This is a genomic window from Vibrio sp. BS-M-Sm-2 (genome assembly GCF_041504345.1).
In the GTDB taxonomy this organism is placed as follows: Bacteria; Pseudomonadota; Gammaproteobacteria; order Enterobacterales; family Vibrionaceae; genus Vibrio; species Vibrio satsumensis.
Map to the genome: position 1 here is coordinate 2,190,472 of NZ_CP167894.1, position 16,378 is coordinate 2,206,849.

Consider the following 16,378-nt stretch of genomic DNA (forward strand, 5'->3'; position numbering starts at 1 on the left):
CCCTCTTTTAAGTTCCTTTGCTGCCTAAGTATCTAAGGCATGAATAATAAATGTAATCGAATAGATATTATGAAAGTGTTGCTAACACTTTTTTTATTGCAATATTTTATTCGTTTAGTCCGTGTAAAGTTACGGCTAGATTAACAAAAATCACATGACTAGTGTGAAGTTGCTCACGATAAATATGAAATATTTGTGAACAAACTTATCATTAGTTTTAACCCAAGTGGGTTTAGCTCAAATCTTGCGGCTCAATATCGAGTGACCAACGGACTTTTTTCGCAGCAGGTAACATATTGATGGCCGGCTTGGCACTCATTAATAGCTTCTGCATTAACGAGCGCGTCTGAGTTTGTAAGATTAACTGCCAGCGAGATTTGCCCGCTCGTTTTGCTAACGGGGCCGGGGTTGGCCCTAACACCATGCAATATTGATCAAACAGTGGATGCGATTCCAATGTGTGACGAACTTGACGTAAGAACTCTTCCACCAAGCGCGTGTCGTTCGCTTCTGCTCTAAACAGCGTCATAAAGGTATAAGGTGGCAACATAGCCTGTTTACGCTCTGCCAAGGCCGTTTGAGCAAAGTGGTTATAATCTTTATGTAGTAGCGCCTGCAGCAACCCGTGTTCTGGGTGGTGCGTTTGTAAGATCACCTCACCTGGCTTACTAGCACGACCTGCACGACCAGCCACTTGAATAAAAAGCTGAGCAAGACGCTCAGAGGCTCGGAAGTCACTGCTGTATAAAGAGCCATCGACATCCAATAACGCCACGAGTGTCACATCAGGGAAATGGTGGCCCTTAGCAAGCATCTGCGTACCGATAAGAATTTGGTATTCCCCCTTACGAATCGACTCTAGTGCGCTTTCTAAGCTGCCTTTCCTGCGGGTGCTGTCACGGTCAATACGAATGGTTTTGTATTCAGGGAATAGTTGGCCAAGCTGAGCCTCTAACTGCTCGGTACCGACACCCACAGTCACTAAGTTCGCAGACCCACAACCTTGGCAATTGTGCACGATATGCTGTTGCGAGCCACAATGGTGGCAGCGCATTTCATTACTGTATTGATGGTAGGTATAGTACGCATCACAGCGCTTACACTCGGCTGTCCAACCACAATCGTGACACATCAATGCCGGAGAAAACCCGCGGCGATTGAGGAACAGCATCACTTGGTTACCTGCTTTGAGGTGTCTTTGCATCTCTGCAATCAACGACGCAGACAAGCCACTTTCTAGATATTCTCCTTTAACATCCAATACCTTATTGGTGGTCGGCAGTGCGACACCCGCACGTGAAGTAAGGGTGAGATAACTGTATTTACCAATCTGAGCGTTGTGCAGTGTTTCAAAGGCCGGAGTCGCCGAGCCTAACACTATTGGAATCTGTGCTTTATGAGCACGCATGATCGCCACATCTCGAGCGTGGTAGCGCAGGCTATCTTGTTGTTTATAAGACGCGTCGTGTTCTTCATCGACAATGATAATGCCCAGATCCGCAAACGGCGTGAACAGAGCCGAACGGGTACCAATCACGATGCCCGCTATTTTATCACGCGCCGATAACCAAGCATTCAGTCGCTCAGAATCGTTTAAACCTGAGTGGATAACCTCAACAGGCACATTAAAGCGTCGCTTAAAGCGGTTAATCGTTTGAGGGGTGAGGCCAATCTCAGGCACGAGTACTAACGCTTGTTTACCTTGATCGAGAATCGGCTTAATCATATTCAGGTAAACCTCGGTCTTACCTGAGCCAGTAACGCCTTCTAACAGGAAACAACCAAAGTCGGTTTGGCTATTTACGGTCGCAATCGCGATGGCTTGTTCAGCATTGAGCTTAGGTTTGTCTTGGTCGTTTTCAAGATCAACTGGCCACGCCTGACGCTTCGGCTTTTTCTCTACCGATTCAATCCAGCCTTTCTCTTCTAGTGTCTTGAGTACGGCGCTGCCAACTTCTTCATCAATGAACTCTTGATGGGGTACGGGGCCGTGCTCAAGCATGTGCATCACTTTGGCTTGTTTGACTGCGCGACCAAAACCTTGCATCAGTTGGTCTTTGCCTGATGGCGTTAACTGCCACTCAACCAGCGTTGCGAAGTCGGCGGCTTTGCCTTTTCTTAGAGCGCTCGGAAGGGCGTTAGCAAAGGTCTCGCCAAGAGGGTACTGATAAAATTGACTGCACCACATTAACAGTGAATAGACAGATTCCGGCCAAACAGGCTGATTGTCTAATAGGGCTTTAATGGGTTTGAGCTTGTCTAGCTCGAATTCAGATTCGTTAACCAGAGCCGTTACAATACCGGTTAAGGTTTGTCGTCCAAAAGGCACAGAGACTCGTCCACCAATAATCGGAAATAGATGGCTAGGAATCTTGTAATCGAACTGCTTGTCGAGTGGAACAGGCAGTGCCACGCGGGCAATCATTGGACGCATAAAGGGACGGCTTTATCTGAGTTGACGAGAGCGAACAGTCTAAAGGATAAGGCGGTTAAATTCGAGAAGCAGTTTGGATGAAGGCGGCGAGTTAACGTATACAGACAACGACAGCTCGAAATCTCAGGGCGATAAAGGAAATAAAGAGAGAATTGGTGAAAAATGTATCAAATCAGTTGATCCTGCCTTTTAGATTCATTACTATACTGCGCCTTAAAGGTATGGCTTCATCACTCTTTTGTGTCGATGCGGTGTCTTTATTTCTTTTTTAAACTACGTGTGGTGTGCGGCTTAGAATCGTATAGCGACACGGCCTACTTGAGGTTATCCCATGAAAGCTGGAATCCACCCAGAATACAAAGCAGTTTCTGCAACTTGTTCTTGCGGCAACACATTTGAGTTCAACTCAACGCTAGCAAAAGAATCAATCCACCTAGACGTATGTGACAAATGTCACCCGTTCTACACTGGTAAGCAACGTATCGTAGATACTGGCGGCCGTGTTGATCGCTTCAACAAGCGTTTCGGTGCTCTTTCTAGCAAGAAGTAATTCTCGCTATTTAGACATGAAAAAGGACACTTCGGTGTCCTTTTTTGTTGCCTGTAATTTGAGAAAGCAGTGACTTTCATTCAAGCTTCAATCCCGCCTAACGATAAGGTGCCTACCTTTCTATTGCAGGGCAATTCCTTGCGTACCTCTCTTCACCAAATTCAGCTCGAAAGTTCAACAAGCGACAGTAATTTCAACTGCTCACTGGTCTTATTAGTAGTGAAATCTCGTTTTTTAATGAGACAGAGGCTTCAACCACCTAGGAACTTTGAAGTACATCCATTAACATGAACAAGATCCCCCAAATAATAATACCCTAGGAACCTACACCTATGTCTGAAGACAGCAGCCAAGCTCAATCCTCTCAAGCGTTATCATCTGAAAAATCGTTATCGCCTCAAGAACAATTCCGTCAGCAAGCTCTTGATTACCATGAGTTCCCAATTCCTGGCAAAATTGCCGTAGAACTGACGAAGCCTGCAAACTCTGCAGAAGACCTAGCACTTGCATACAGCCCAGGCGTAGCCGAGCCTGTTCGCGAGATCGCACAGAACGTCGATAACGTTTATAAGTACACAGGTAAAGGCAACATGGTTGCAGTTATCTCTAACGGTACAGCGATTCTTGGCCTAGGTAACCTTGGTCCTATTGCTTCTAAACCTGTTATGGAAGGTAAAGCGCTCCTGTTTAAGCGTTTTGCTGGTTTAGATTCTATCGATATTGAAGTAAAACACCGCACAATCGATGAGTTCGTTGATACGGTTGCGAATATCGCAGATACATTCGGCGGTATTAACCTGGAAGACATCAAAGCACCAGACTGTTTTGAGATTGAACGTCGCCTGATTGAACGTTGTGATGTTCCGGTATTCCACGATGACCAACACGGTACTGCGATTGTGACAGCAGCGGGTATGCTGAACGCGATCGAACTTCAAGGTAAGAAACTTGAAGAGTGTAAGATCGTTTGTTTAGGTGCTGGCGCAGCTGCGGTTGCTTGTATGGAACTACTGATTAAGTGTGGCGCTCAGCGTGAAAAAATCTACATGCTTGACCGTAAAGGTGTGATCCACACTCGTCGTGATGACCTAAACGAATACAAAGAGCTGTTCGCAAACAATACCGACAAGCGTACGCTTGAAGATGTTATCGAAGGCGCTGACCTGTTCTTGGGTGTATCGGGTCCTAACCTGCTTCCAGCAGAAGCTCTAACGCTGATGGCTGATAAGCCAGTTGTGTTTGCATGTTCAAACCCAGATCCAGAGATCAAGCCAGAGCTTGCTCACGAAGTTCGTTCTGACCTTATCATGGGTACAGGCCGCAGTGATTACCCTAACCAAGTAAACAACGTACTTTGTTTCCCATTCATTTTCCGTGGTGCACTAGACGTGCGTGCGAGCGAAATCAATGACGAAATGAAGCTAGCGGCGGTTAAAGCGATTCGTGAACTGGCGAAAGAAGAAGTTCCAGCTGAAGTACTAGCAGCTGCGGGCGAGACTGCACTGGAGTTCGGTAAGGGTTACATCATTCCTAAGCCAATGGACCCACGTCTACTTCCTCGCGTAGCAAAAGCAGTAGCAGAAGCGGCTGTTGAATCTGGCGTAGCTCGTATCGAGATGCCTGCTAACTACATGGCATAGAAGCATATGGCATAGAGACTGGATGACATAATCTTCTGGTATCGTCGTTTCGTTATCGAGACGAAAAGAATAATAAAAAACCGACTCATCTGGAGTCGGTTTTTTTATGTCTATCATTCACAGCGCAGTCATAAAAAACAATGCGCGGTGTGATAAATAGGGTTCAGCTAGAGCGAATCAATAATGAAGGCAGTGACTGAGTTGTTTTTATTCTTCGTCAAACGCTTCGAACTCGATGCCCATTTCTGTCATCAGCTTTTTCACTTCAGCAGGGATATCGTCAGGACGGTCTTTACGAAGGTCTTCATCCGTTGGTAGTGGTTGGCCTGTGTACGCATGTAGAAAGGCTTCGCACAGTAGCTCACTGTTTGTTGCATGGCGTAGGTTGTTAATCTGGCGGCGAGTACGCTCGTCAGTTAGAACCTTTAACACTTTTAGAGGGATAGAAACTGTAATCTTCTTTACTTGTTCGCTTTTCTTTCCATGCTCAGCATATGGGCTTATGTATTCACCATTCCAGTCGGCCATTGCGTACCTTCATCACTTTAGTTGTTAGAATAAATTAATAGTGGTGATTTTAGCGGGATTTACCGCCATAAGCAAAGACATATGGACGTCTAGAAGTGTTGACGTCTCACGTTTATGAAAGTAAAGTGAATAACATATATCTAACACAGCCGCAAAATGCCGACAAGCAGCTGTGATTCTCAGACGCAAAACTTGTAAGGAAGCACCTATGAGCAGCCGGAAGCCAGCAACCATCGCAGTACGTACTGGTATCGAGTCAGACACGCAACACCATGCCGTTGTCCCACCTATTTATCTTTCGACTAACTATGGGTTTCCCGCTTTTGGTGAAGTGCCAAAGTACGATTACACCCGTTCTGGTAACCCAAATCGCGGTTTATTAGAAACGGCACTGTTTGAGCTTGAATCGGGTAAAGGCGCGGTTGTCACTAATTGTGGTACCTCGGCGCTTAACTTATGGGTTTCTGCTTTCCTAGGCGGCGATGATCTTATTATCGCACCACACGACTGCTACGGCGGTACTTACCGTCTGTTTAACACTCGCTCACTCAAAGGTGACTTTAAAGTTCTGTTCGTTGATCAATCGGATCAAGCGGCGCTGGATGCGGCGATCGCGCTTAAGCCAAAGTTGATCTTAATTGAAACACCATCGAATCCTTTGGTTCGTGTGGTTGATATTGCAGAAACTTGCCGTAAAGCGAAAGAGGTTGGTGCTCTGGTTGCTGTCGATAACACGTTTTTGACTCCAGTGTTCCAAAAGCCTTTAGAACTGGGTGCGGATTTTGTTATCCACTCAACCACCAAGTACATCAACGGACACTCGGACGTTATTGGTGGCGTTGTCGTCACGAAAACTGAAGAGCACGCTGAAGAGCTAGCATGGTGGGGCAACTGTATTGGTGCGACCGGCACACCATTTGATAGCTACATGACTCTACGTGGTATTCGTACGCTAGGTGCGCGTATGCGAGTTCACGAAGAAAGCTCACGTGAAATTCTGGCGTCTCTGCAGCAGCAAGAGCTCGTCGGCACGATTTACCACCAAGCCTTCCTGAACATCCGGGTCATGATATCGCGAAGAAGCAGCAGTCTGGCTTTGGTTCAATGCTGAGCTTTGAGTTTGCGGGCTCATTCGAGGCGCTTAAATACTTTGTTGATAAGTTAGAGCTGTTCTCTTTGGCGGAATCGCTGGGTGGTGTGGAAAGCTTGATTTGTCACCCTGCTTCGATGACTCACCGTGCAATGGGCGAAGAAGCGCTGGCAGAAGCGGGTGTTTCTCAACAGTTACTGCGTCTTTCTGTTGGTCTTGAAGATGCAGAAGACTTGATTGATGACCTCAAGCAAGCGTTTGAAAAGACACAAGGCTTTATTGCTGAAGGGGAGGGTTAATAATGGCAACCTTTCGCCAGCTACATAAATTTGGTGGTAGCAGCTTAGCGAATCCTGAGTGTTACCAGCGCGTGGTCAACATTCTTAGAGAATACTCATCAGCCACTGACTTGGTCGTGGTGTCGGCAGCGGGTAAAACAACTAACCGCTTGATTGAGTTTGTTGAAGCGCTCGATAAAGATGGTCGTATCGCTCACGAATGTTTGCAAGCACTTCGTCAGTTCCAACTTGAGCTGATTGAAGCGCTGCTTGAAGGTGAGTCTGCGGCTCAGCTAACGGCCACTATTCAGCAAGAATTTACCGCTTTGGGTGAGTTAACGGCTCCTCTAAGCGAAGCGCAAAAAGCACAAGTGCTAGGACACGGTGAGGTTTGGTCTTCACGTCTGTTAGCCGCTTTGTTGTGCCAACATGATTTACAAGCGGTTGCTCAAGATGCTCGTGCCTTTTTGCGTGCAGAAGTAGGTGCTCAACCTGAAGTTGACCGCGCACGTTCTTATCCTCTGATTAAAGAAGCTTTGGCGCAGCATGCCCATTGCCGTGTCGTTATTACTGGCTTTATGGCTCAAAATACTGAGGGTGAAACGGTTCTACTCGGCCGTAACGGTTCGGATTACTCAGCAACTGTAATTGGTGCTTTGGCTGAGGTTGAACGCGTAACAATTTGGAGTGATGTAGCGGGCGTTTACAGCGCAGACCCTCGTTTGGTATCGGATGCGTGCTTACTACCTCTGCTTCGTCTTGATGAGGCCAGTGAATTAGCTCGTTTAGCGGCTCCAGTGCTTCACAGTCGAACGCTACAGCCTGTGGCTCAAAGTGCTATGGATCTCAGCTTACGCTGCAGCTATCAGCCGGAGGCGGGCTCTACACAGATAGAGCGTGTACTGGCATCGGGGCGTGGCGCCAAAATCATTACTTCTCTGGATGAAGTTCTTATCGTGCAGCTGACCTTTGGTCACGGCCATGATTTCGATCGTCTAGAGAGTGAAGTGCTTGAAGGGCTTAAACGCGCTCAACTGGAGCCGCTGGCTTATGAGCTTGAACCGGATCAACACTGCTTGCGTCTTGCCTATACGGAAGAGATCGCTGGTGGTGCATTAGAATATCTACAAGACCATGCGATTGAAGCTGAGATTAAGCTAAAAGAGGGTTTCTCTTTGATTGCTGCCGTGGGTGCTGGCGTGACTAAGAACCCGAACCATTGTTACGGTTTCTACCAGCAGCTTAAGAGCTCGCCAGTTGAGTTCATCTCGGAAGCGAACTCTGGCTTGAGCTTAGTGGCTGTGATTCGTAAGAGTGAAACATCAAGCCTAGTGAAAGGTATTCACTCTCAACTATTCCAAGCGCAGAAGCGTGTTGCGATTGCTTTATGTGGCAAGGGCAATATTGGTTCAAGCTGGTTAAGCCTGTTTGCAGAGCAAAAAGCGGAACTTGAAAAGCGTCGTGGAATGAACTTTGAGTTGGTTGCGGTAGTTGATAGCCAAACTTATTGGTTCGACGATCAAGGCATTGATGCGACCTCGGTGAGCAAGCGTTTTGATGATGAAGCGATTGCCAACAATGGTAACGACTGGTTAGAGCGTTTGGGGTCTATTCAGGGTTACGATGAAGCTGTGGTACTCGATGTCACCGCAAGCCCTGTGCTTGCAGCAAAGTACCTGCAAATTGCACAACAAGGTATCCACCTGATCTCGGCGAACAAGGTGGCTGGTTCTGCATCGAGTGAGTATTACCATCAAGTACAAGATGCTTTCGCTAAGATCAGCCGTCATTGGTTGTACAACGCGACAGTGGGTGCAGGCTTACCGATTAACCACACGGTACGTGACCTACGTGAAAGTGGCGATGACATCATTGCGCTGTCGGGTATTTTCTCTGGCACGCTGTCTTGGTTGTTCCAGCAGTTTGATGGCACGGTGCCGTTCAGCGAGTTAGTCGACTTAGCATGGCAACAAGGCCTGACTGAACCAGACCCGCGTGCTGACCTAGATGGTTCAGATGTGATGCGTAAGCTGGTGATTCTGGCGCGTGAGTCGGGTTTGGATATCGAACCTGAAAACGTAAAAGTAGAATCTCTCGTACCTGCAGAGCTGCAAGAGCTATCAGTTGATGACTTCTTTGATAAGGCTTCTGTGCTGAGTGAAGAGTTGGCTGAACGTTTAGAAAAAGCACATTCGCAACAGAAAGTTCTGCGTTACGTCGCGCGTTTAGAGAAGAACGGCAAAGCAACTGTAGGCGTTGAAGCTCTGTCTAAAGAACACGCTCTAGCGAACTTGCTGCCTTGCGATAATATCTTTGCGATTGAGAGCAAATGGTACAAAGATAATCCATTGGTTATTCGTGGCCCGGGTGCTGGTCGTGAAGTAACGGCTGGTGCAATTCAATCTGACCTAAACAGAATGTCTAGTCTGTTCTGATGCTCAGATCGGTTGGTTTAATACTTAGATCAATTGTTTTAGTACGTAAATGGCATACTATTCACTAAGATAAATAAGGCTGAAAGCACGATGTGTTTTTCAGCCTTTTTTCTGCATTATTTCTGCTTTGCGATCGATCTAGCGACTTGAGTTTTACTCACGATCTACTTGAGAAAAATTCATAATGGATCTGTTGACATTAAATCGTATTCAATACATTCTACAGACATATAGACGTCTAAACGTCGTTTAAGGATTTGAGTTTTTAGTGGTTGCTTTTGCCACAGGGAGAGTAAGATGGGATACACACACGCTAGTCATATCGACGCTTTAAATCAGAATATCGCTGAGCTTTCTGACAACATCAATGTGTCATTTGAGTTTTTTCCACCAAGCAGTGAGAAGATGGAAGAGACCCTGTGGAACTCTGTTCACCGTCTTAAAACACTTCAACCAAAATTTGTATCGGTAACCTACGGTGCAAACTCGGGTGAGCGTGATCGTACCCACTCAATCATTAAAGAAATTAAGAACCAAACCGGCCTAGTGGCTGCACCGCACCTAACGTGTATTGATGCGAGCCGCGAAGAGCTGATTCAAATCGCTGACGATTACTGGGCGAATGGTATCGAGAGTATTGTTGCGCTACGTGGTGATATTCCAGCAGGTGGTGGTGCGCCAGAGATGTACGCATCTGACCTAGTAGAGTTACTTAAATCTCGCCACGATTTTGATATCTCAGTAGCGGCATTCCCTGAGGTTCACCCTGAAGCAAAAAGCGCTCAATCAGATCTTATTAACCTAAAGCGTAAAGTGGATGCCGGTGCTAACCGTGCAATTACTCAGTTCTTCTTTGATGTAGAAAGCTACCTACGTTTTCGTGACCGTTGTGTAGCGGCTGGTGTGGATGTTGAGATTGTACCGGGCATCTTACCGGTGTCTAACTTTAAGCAAGCGTCGCGCTTTGCTGCGATGAACAACGTAAAAGTACCAGGTTGGATGGCGAAGCAATTTGAAGGTTTGGATGATGATCCAACCACTCGTCAGTTAGTTGGTGCTAGCCAAGCGATCGATATGGTTCGTACGCTGAGCCGTGAAGGTGTGAAAGATTTCCACTTCTACACGCTAAACCGTGCAGAAATGACCTACGCACTTTGCCATACGTTAGGCGTTCGCCCACAGGTTGCTGCGCTGTAATTAAAGCGTTTGTAAACAGCCTCTGGCTGCAAACTTTCAAATCCTATAGATACAAAAAAGGCTTGGACTCATAGAGTTCAAGCCTTTTGCTTTTCTAGCTTCTAGCTTCTAGCTTCTAGCTTCTAGCTTCTAGCTTCTAGCTTCTAGCTTAAGCTAGAGCGCCAAGTTCAAGCAGTACTTCTTCAGCCCATACAATCCATGCTTCACGGATAAGTAGGTTACGACGAAGTGTTAGACGTTCAAGACGTGCTTGCTTATCTAGTGTCGATGGCGTTGCGTAGTAAGCTGCTTCGATTTCTTTGTAGTGAGAAACCAGTTTGCGAGACTCTTCTACTAGTTCAGCAAGTTGTACACGGTAAGCGTCAGAAGGTTGTACAGCACAAGCCATTAGCTTAGCTGAGAACTCGTCACGAACTGTTGGGTGTGCAGTTGGTTGTTCAAACCATTCACCTAGCGCGCCACGGCCAGCATCGGTGATAGAGTAAACTTTACGATCAGGTTTGCCTTCTTGAGGCTCAAGCACGCAAGTTACCTGGTCGTTCTGAGCCATTTTATTTAGCTCGCGGTAAACTTGTTGGTGGCTAGCTTTCCAGAAGTAACCAATGCTTGCGGAGAATTCTTTTGTGATATCGTAACCAGTAGCATCGCGTGTACTTAAAACGGTTAGAATTACGTGTGGTAATGACATGTCTGAAATCCAAATGGTAAACAGTAAACAAATACTTAAACAACAAGTGTGCTTCTAATGGCACGTTATATTGGTTATGTCTAAGTAGCACCAACTCATCGGTTGGTTATGTCACCTTACAAAGCCGTTTATCACCTAGGTTGACCAGTTTATTGGTCAAGTTGCTGCAGATTATTTTTTTGGAGTGTTTCCGCAGCGGAGCAGTAGTATATCTAAATAATAAGCATAAAGTAGAATACATGGACAAAATAACCCAAAAAACTGACAAAAAACTCAGTATTGCTTATTTTGTGAAACAAAAAGGTCGCACTAGGCGACCTTTTGTCTATTGAATAGTAGGAATCACTAATTAACCAGTATTTCGCATGCCTGCTGCAATGCCTGCAATCGTCACCATTAGCGCTTCTTCTAGCTCTGCTGGTGGTGTTTCACACTTACGAGTACGGTAAAGCAGCTCTGCTTGAAGCATGTTTAGTGGCTCAACGTAGATGTTACGTAGGCGAATTGATTCAAGTCCCCAAGGGTCGCTCTGCATCAAGTTCTCGTTATTTTCTACATTCAGCACTGCTTTGATGTCTTTTTGCAGCTGTTCACGCAGCAATTCACCTAACGGTAATAGCTCTTCGTCAACAAGACGTTGGTCGTAGTACTTAGCGATTTCCATGTTGCACTTCGAGTACACCATTTCCAACATACCTAGACGGGTAGAGAAGAACGGCCACTCGCGACACATCTCTTCAAGCAGAGCTTGATGGCCTTGGTCTACAGAGTACTGAATCGCTTCACCCGCGCCTAACCATGCAGGAAGTACCAAACGGTTTTGGCTCCAAGAGAAGATCCATGGAATCGCACGTAGGCTTTCTACGCCGCCGTTCGGGTTACGCTTAGCAGGGCGAGAACCAAGAGGCAGTTTACCTAGCTCCAGTTCAGGCGTCGCTTGTCGGAAGTAAGGTACGAATTTCTCTTCACCACGAACCACGTTACGGTAAGCCTCACAAGAGACTTGAGACAGCACTTCCATTAGGTCGCGCCACTCTTGTTTAGGCTCTGGTGGCGGCAGAAGGTTCGCTTCTAGAATCGCACTTGCGTATAGGTTGAAGCTGTTTACCGCAACATCTGGCAAGCCAAGTTTAAAGCGGATCATTTCACCTTGTTCAGTTACACGTAGACCGCCTTTCAAGCTCTTAGGTGGCTGAGAAAGAAGAGCAGCGTGCGCTGGAGCACCACCACGACCAACCGTACCGCCACGGCCGTGGAATAGAGTCAGTTCAATGCCTTCTTCGTCGCAAACCTTAACCAGCTTGTCCATCGCATCGTATTGAGCCCAGCCTGCAGACATTACGCCAGCATCTTTTGCTGAGTCAGAGTATCCAATCATCACCATTTGGTGGTTCTGGATAAAGCCACGGTACAAGTCGATGCTCATTAGCTGCTTCATTACTGCTTCTGAGTTGTTCAAGTCGTCTAGCGTTTCGAACAGCGGGCATACGTCCATGCGGTATGGGCAACCACATTCTTGCAACAACAAGTGAACAGCCAGTACATCCGATGCAGTACGAGCCATAGAGATAACGTAAGCACCAAACGCTTCACGAGGTTGAGCAGCAATGACCTTACAGGTGTCTAAAACCTCTTTAACCTGTTCAGATGGCTCCCAATCACGAGGAAGTAGTGGGCGTTTTGAGCTTAATTCATTGGTTAAGAAAGCGATCTTGTCTTGCTCGCTCCACTGGTCGTAATCGCCAATGCCTAGGTAGCGAGTCAGTTCAGACAGCACATCTGAGTGACGTGTACTTTCTTGACGAACATCGAGACGCACTAGGTGTACACCGAATGCTTTTAGGCGGCGTAAGGTATCAAGCAGAGAACCGTCCGCGATTACGCCCATGCCACATTCGTGCAGCGATTGGTAACACGCGTACAGCGGTGTCCAAAGTTGGTCGATGTTCTGTAGTGTTTCTTTCTTTGGTACTTCCGCATCATGCAGTTTCGCATCAAGCACTTCTAACGTGTTGTTCAGCAGAGTTCGTAGGCTCTTTAGGATTGCACGGTAAGCTTCTGTGCTCGTCCCCCGCTAGTTCACGAACGGCATCATTACACTTAGTCATCGACAGTTCGGTAATCAGCTCGTTCACGTCGCCTAGGTAAAGGTCTGCGGCTTTCCAGCGAGATAGGCGCAGTACTTCTTTAGTGATGGTGTGTGTTACGAATGGGTTACCATCGCGGTCACCGCCCATCCAAGATGAGAAGTGTACTGGACGAGCATCGATTGGCAGGCCTTCACCAAGGTAACCTTTTAGTCGGCCGTCCATTTCACGTAGGAAATCTGGCACAGCTTCCCAAAGCGAGTTTTCGACAACCGCAAAGCCCCATTTAGCTTCATCAAGTGGAGTCGGGCGTTGCTGACGAATTACATCAGAGTGCCAACCTTGAGCGATAAGTTGCTCTAGGCGACGTTCTGTTTTCACGCGCTCTTTGTGTGATAGGTCGCTTAATTCTAATTTAGATAGACACTCGTTGATCTTAACCAGTTTGTTGATCATGGTACGGCGAGTGATTTCTGTTGGGTGTGCCGTTAGAACGAGTTCAATGTTCAGGTCGCGAACGGCTTGTGCCGCGTCTAGCTTGCTGATGTCATTCTGATTTAATTTGGAAAATAGAGATTGCAGCACGTCTGGTTCACAAACATGCTCCTCACAGTGGCGAGAGATCGTGTGGTACTGCTCTGCCATGTTGGTGAGGTTGAGAAATTGGTTAAATGCACGAGCAACAGGAGTGAGTTGTTCGTTCGGCAGGTTTTTGATTTCTTCAACTAGGCTGTCACGGTCAGCTTTGTTGCCTGCGCGGGCGGATTTGGAAAGTTTACGGATAGTCTCCACTTTCTCTAAGATAACGTCACCATGTGCATCTTGGATTGTGTTACCTAGCAAGCGTCCCAGCATGCTTACGTTACTCTTGAGAGCGGCGTATTTCTCGTTCATTGTCATCCTGCCTCGTAAAAAAATTACATCCATTGTTCCTTGTTAAGTACACAATCTAGCGAAAACTGCTGTATCTAGTCAAATAAAGCATTCTAAGTTTGCAATTATTAGGTTTAGAAATGCGGGAGAAGTAAATTTTTCAATACTTCGGAATAAAGTGAAATTTAATTACAAGATCAGGCTGTGTTCGGGATAACAGAATAAAAGCCACCTTTTCGGGTGACTTTTATACAAAAATATCGGATAGCTAGTAATAACTAGAAACAATATTTACGGATCGATTTACTCAGAACATCAATCGTTGGGTCGATAAAATCGAAGCTTAAGAACTCATCCGGCTGGTGGGCTTGGTCGATTGAGCCTGGACCCAAAACTAAGGTTGGGCAAAGTTCTTGAAGGAAAGGTGCTTCTGTACAGTAGTTCACGGTTTGTGATTCAGTTTCGCAAACTGATTCCATGCCACCGATAAATGGATGGTCGTGTTGGCACTCGTAACCCGGGATAGGTTCGTGTAGTGGCGTAATCTCAATTCTGCCCGGCCATTTTGCTTCCACTTCTTTGAGTGCGCTGCGCAGCATGTTATCCAACCCATCTAAGCTGATGCCTGGTAAAGGACGAACGTCGTAATGTAGTTCACAACAGCCACAGATTCGGTTAGCGCTATCACCGCCGTGAATATGCCCCAGGTTTAGCGTCGGACTTGGAATCGCGAAACCCGGGTGGTGATACTCTTTGACTAACTTGTCACGCAGCTGCATCAAAGCAAACAGCACTTCATGCATGATTTCGATGGCGTTGACACCTAATGCAGGATCTGAAGAGTGACCTGATTTACCGGTTACTCGCACGGCATTGGCGACATGACCTTTATGACCACGAATAGGCACAAGGCTGGTTGGTTCACCAATGATGCAGTAATCCGGCTTAAACGGCGCATTTTCAGTGAAATGACGCGCACCTAACATGGTGGTCTCTTCATCACAGGTTGCCAGTACATAAAGTGGTTTGGTTTGCTTGCTCCAATCCATCTTTTTAGCCGCTTCATACACAAAAGCAAAAAAGCCTTTCATATCGGCGGTACCTAGTCCGTAGAAGCGATTGTTGTGTTCTGTCAATGCGTGAGGGTCGAAATTCCAACGCCCTTCATCGAATGGCACGGTGTCGCTGTGTCCTGCTAGTAGCAAGCCACCTTCGCCTTCCCCCATTTTTGCGACCATATTATGCTTGCCGGGCTCGACTTCCACGACCTCAACGCTAAAGCCTAAGTCTTTGAACCATTGTGCCATCTTTTCGATCACTTTCTCGTTGCCATGATCCCAGCTTGGATCAGTCGAGCTAATAGAGTCTGTGGAAATAAGGCCTTTATAGACCTCAAGGAAACTCGGTAATTGCATAATATCTTCACTTCTACTATTGACAGGAAAACTATAAGTCGGTAAAACACATATTAAATCATATTTAATGCATAAGAAATCAAATAAAGCTAAAAATTAAGTATGAATAGTCAAATTTGAAAAGTAACTTACCTCAAGAATGGATGTGTTGAGATGTTGAAAACCACGATCATTGGCGCAAGCGGCTACACAGGAGCAGAACTGGCTCTAATGATAAACAGACACCCTGAGCTCACGCTATCAGGTTTGTATGTCTCAGCCAATAGTGTAGACGCAGGTAAACCTATTGCGGCGTTGCACGGTAAGTTAGCTGGTTTGATTGATATGCCAGTACAACCGCTAACGAATCCGGAAGAAGTGGCTAAACAGTCCGATGTGATTTTTCTAGCAACGGCACATGAGGTCAGTCATGACCTAGCGCCAATCTTTCTAGAGAACGATTGCCAAGTGTTCGACCTATCGGGTGCATTCAGAGTTAAAGGCGAGAACTTTTACCAAGAGTTCTACGGTTTTGAACATCAACACGAACAATGGTTAGACAAAGCAGCTTACGGTTTAGCTGAATGGAACGAACAAGAAATAAAAGAAGCTCAGCTTGTTGCAGTCGCAGGTTGTTACCCAACGGCATCACAACTGGCGATTAAGCCTTTAGTTGAAGCTAAGTTACTGGACGAGAACCAATGGCCTGTGATTAACGCAACCAGTGGTGTTACAGGAGCAGGTCGTAAGGCGACCATGGTTAACAGCTTCTGCGAAGTGAGCCTGCAAGCTTATGGCGTCTTCAATCACCGTCATCAACCTGAAATGGCCGCACATTTAGGGTGTGATGTGATTTTCACTCCGCACCTCGGCAACTTTAAGCGCGGTATTTTAGCGACCATCACCATGAAACTGGCTGAAGGCGTGACAGAACAACAGATACAAGATGCCTTTGAGCAAGCTTACCAAGATAAACCTGCAGTGAGGTTACTCGAAGAGACACTGCCAAGAATTCAAGATGTAGAACAGACGCCTTTCTGCGACTTAGGTTGGAAGGTCCAAGGTCAGCACATCATCGTTGTTTCAGCGATTGATAATTTATTAAAGGGTGCATCTAGCCAAGCGATGCAGTGTTTAAATTTACGTTATGGTTTTGCGCCATTAACTGCGTTAGTGTAAAGGAA

At 46.4% G+C, this 16,378-nt stretch carries 9 protein-coding genes and 2 pseudogenes; 6 read left to right on the forward strand and 5 right to left on the reverse strand.

Translation table 11 applies throughout. The annotated features are described in order from the left end of the window. Positions 1-232 precede the first annotated feature (232 nt). On the reverse strand, positions 233-2,434 hold the full coding sequence (priA, locus tag AB8613_RS09955) for a primosomal protein N' (protein ID WP_210446818.1): 2,202 nt from the start codon (positions 2,432-2,434) through the stop codon (positions 233-235). A 331-nt stretch (positions 2,435-2,765) separates the two neighbouring features. Between priA and rpmE the strand changes: the two genes are divergently transcribed. Further along, positions 2,766-2,984, forward strand: a complete 219-nt coding sequence (gene rpmE / locus AB8613_RS09960) for a 50S ribosomal protein L31 (protein WP_076656772.1) — start codon at positions 2,766-2,768, stop codon at positions 2,982-2,984. A gap of 332 nt (positions 2,985-3,316) precedes the next feature. Further along, a complete protein-coding gene (locus tag AB8613_RS09965) occupies positions 3,317-4,624 on the forward strand; it encodes a malic enzyme-like NAD(P)-binding protein (RefSeq protein WP_146492423.1) in 1,308 nt (435 codons plus the stop codon). Between the two features lie 207 nt (positions 4,625-4,831). On the opposite strand, the gene metJ is transcribed toward AB8613_RS09965, so the two are convergent. After that, a complete protein-coding gene (gene metJ, locus AB8613_RS09970) occupies positions 4,832-5,152 on the reverse strand; it encodes a met regulon transcriptional regulator MetJ (protein ID WP_004415993.1) in 321 nt (106 codons plus the stop codon). 208 nt (positions 5,153-5,360) lie between these two features. Here metJ and AB8613_RS09975 point away from each other — a divergent pair. The 3 genes and pseudogenes from AB8613_RS09975 to metF all read left to right on the forward strand — a co-directional run bounded on the left by AB8613_RS09975 (position 5,361) and on the right by metF (position 10,152). Next, positions 5,361-6,541, forward strand: a pseudogene (locus AB8613_RS09975) (O-succinylhomoserine (thiol)-lyase). A 2-nt stretch (positions 6,542-6,543) separates the two neighbouring features. After that, on the forward strand, positions 6,544-8,955 hold the full coding sequence (locus tag AB8613_RS09980; RefSeq protein WP_372383789.1) for a bifunctional aspartate kinase/homoserine dehydrogenase II: 2,412 nt from the start codon (positions 6,544-6,546) through the stop codon (positions 8,953-8,955). 297 nt (positions 8,956-9,252) lie between these two features. After that, complete coding sequence (metF, locus tag AB8613_RS09985) at positions 9,253-10,152, forward strand: methylenetetrahydrofolate reductase (protein ID WP_004729683.1); 900 nt, start codon at positions 9,253-9,255, stop codon at positions 10,150-10,152. Positions 10,153-10,300: 148 nt separating this feature from the next. Here metF and AB8613_RS09990 read toward each other — a convergent pair whose 3' ends face one another. From AB8613_RS09990 to argE, 3 genes and pseudogenes are all read right to left on the reverse strand, one after another. Further along, positions 10,301-10,840, reverse strand: a complete 540-nt coding sequence (locus tag AB8613_RS09990) for a PadR family transcriptional regulator (RefSeq protein WP_010435321.1) — start codon at positions 10,838-10,840, stop codon at positions 10,301-10,303. Between the two features lie 349 nt (positions 10,841-11,189). Then, positions 11,190-13,854, reverse strand: a pseudogene (gene ppc / locus AB8613_RS09995) (phosphoenolpyruvate carboxylase). A gap of 224 nt (positions 13,855-14,078) precedes the next feature. Beyond that, on the reverse strand, positions 14,079-15,215 hold the full coding sequence (gene argE / locus AB8613_RS10000) for an acetylornithine deacetylase (RefSeq protein ID WP_372383790.1): 1,137 nt from the start codon (positions 15,213-15,215) through the stop codon (positions 14,079-14,081). Between the two features lie 153 nt (positions 15,216-15,368). On the opposite strand from argE, the gene argC reads away from it, so the two are divergent. Further along, positions 15,369-16,373, forward strand: a complete 1,005-nt coding sequence (gene argC / locus AB8613_RS10005) for an N-acetyl-gamma-glutamyl-phosphate reductase (RefSeq protein WP_372383791.1) — start codon at positions 15,369-15,371, stop codon at positions 16,371-16,373. Positions 16,374-16,378 lie beyond the last annotated feature (5 nt).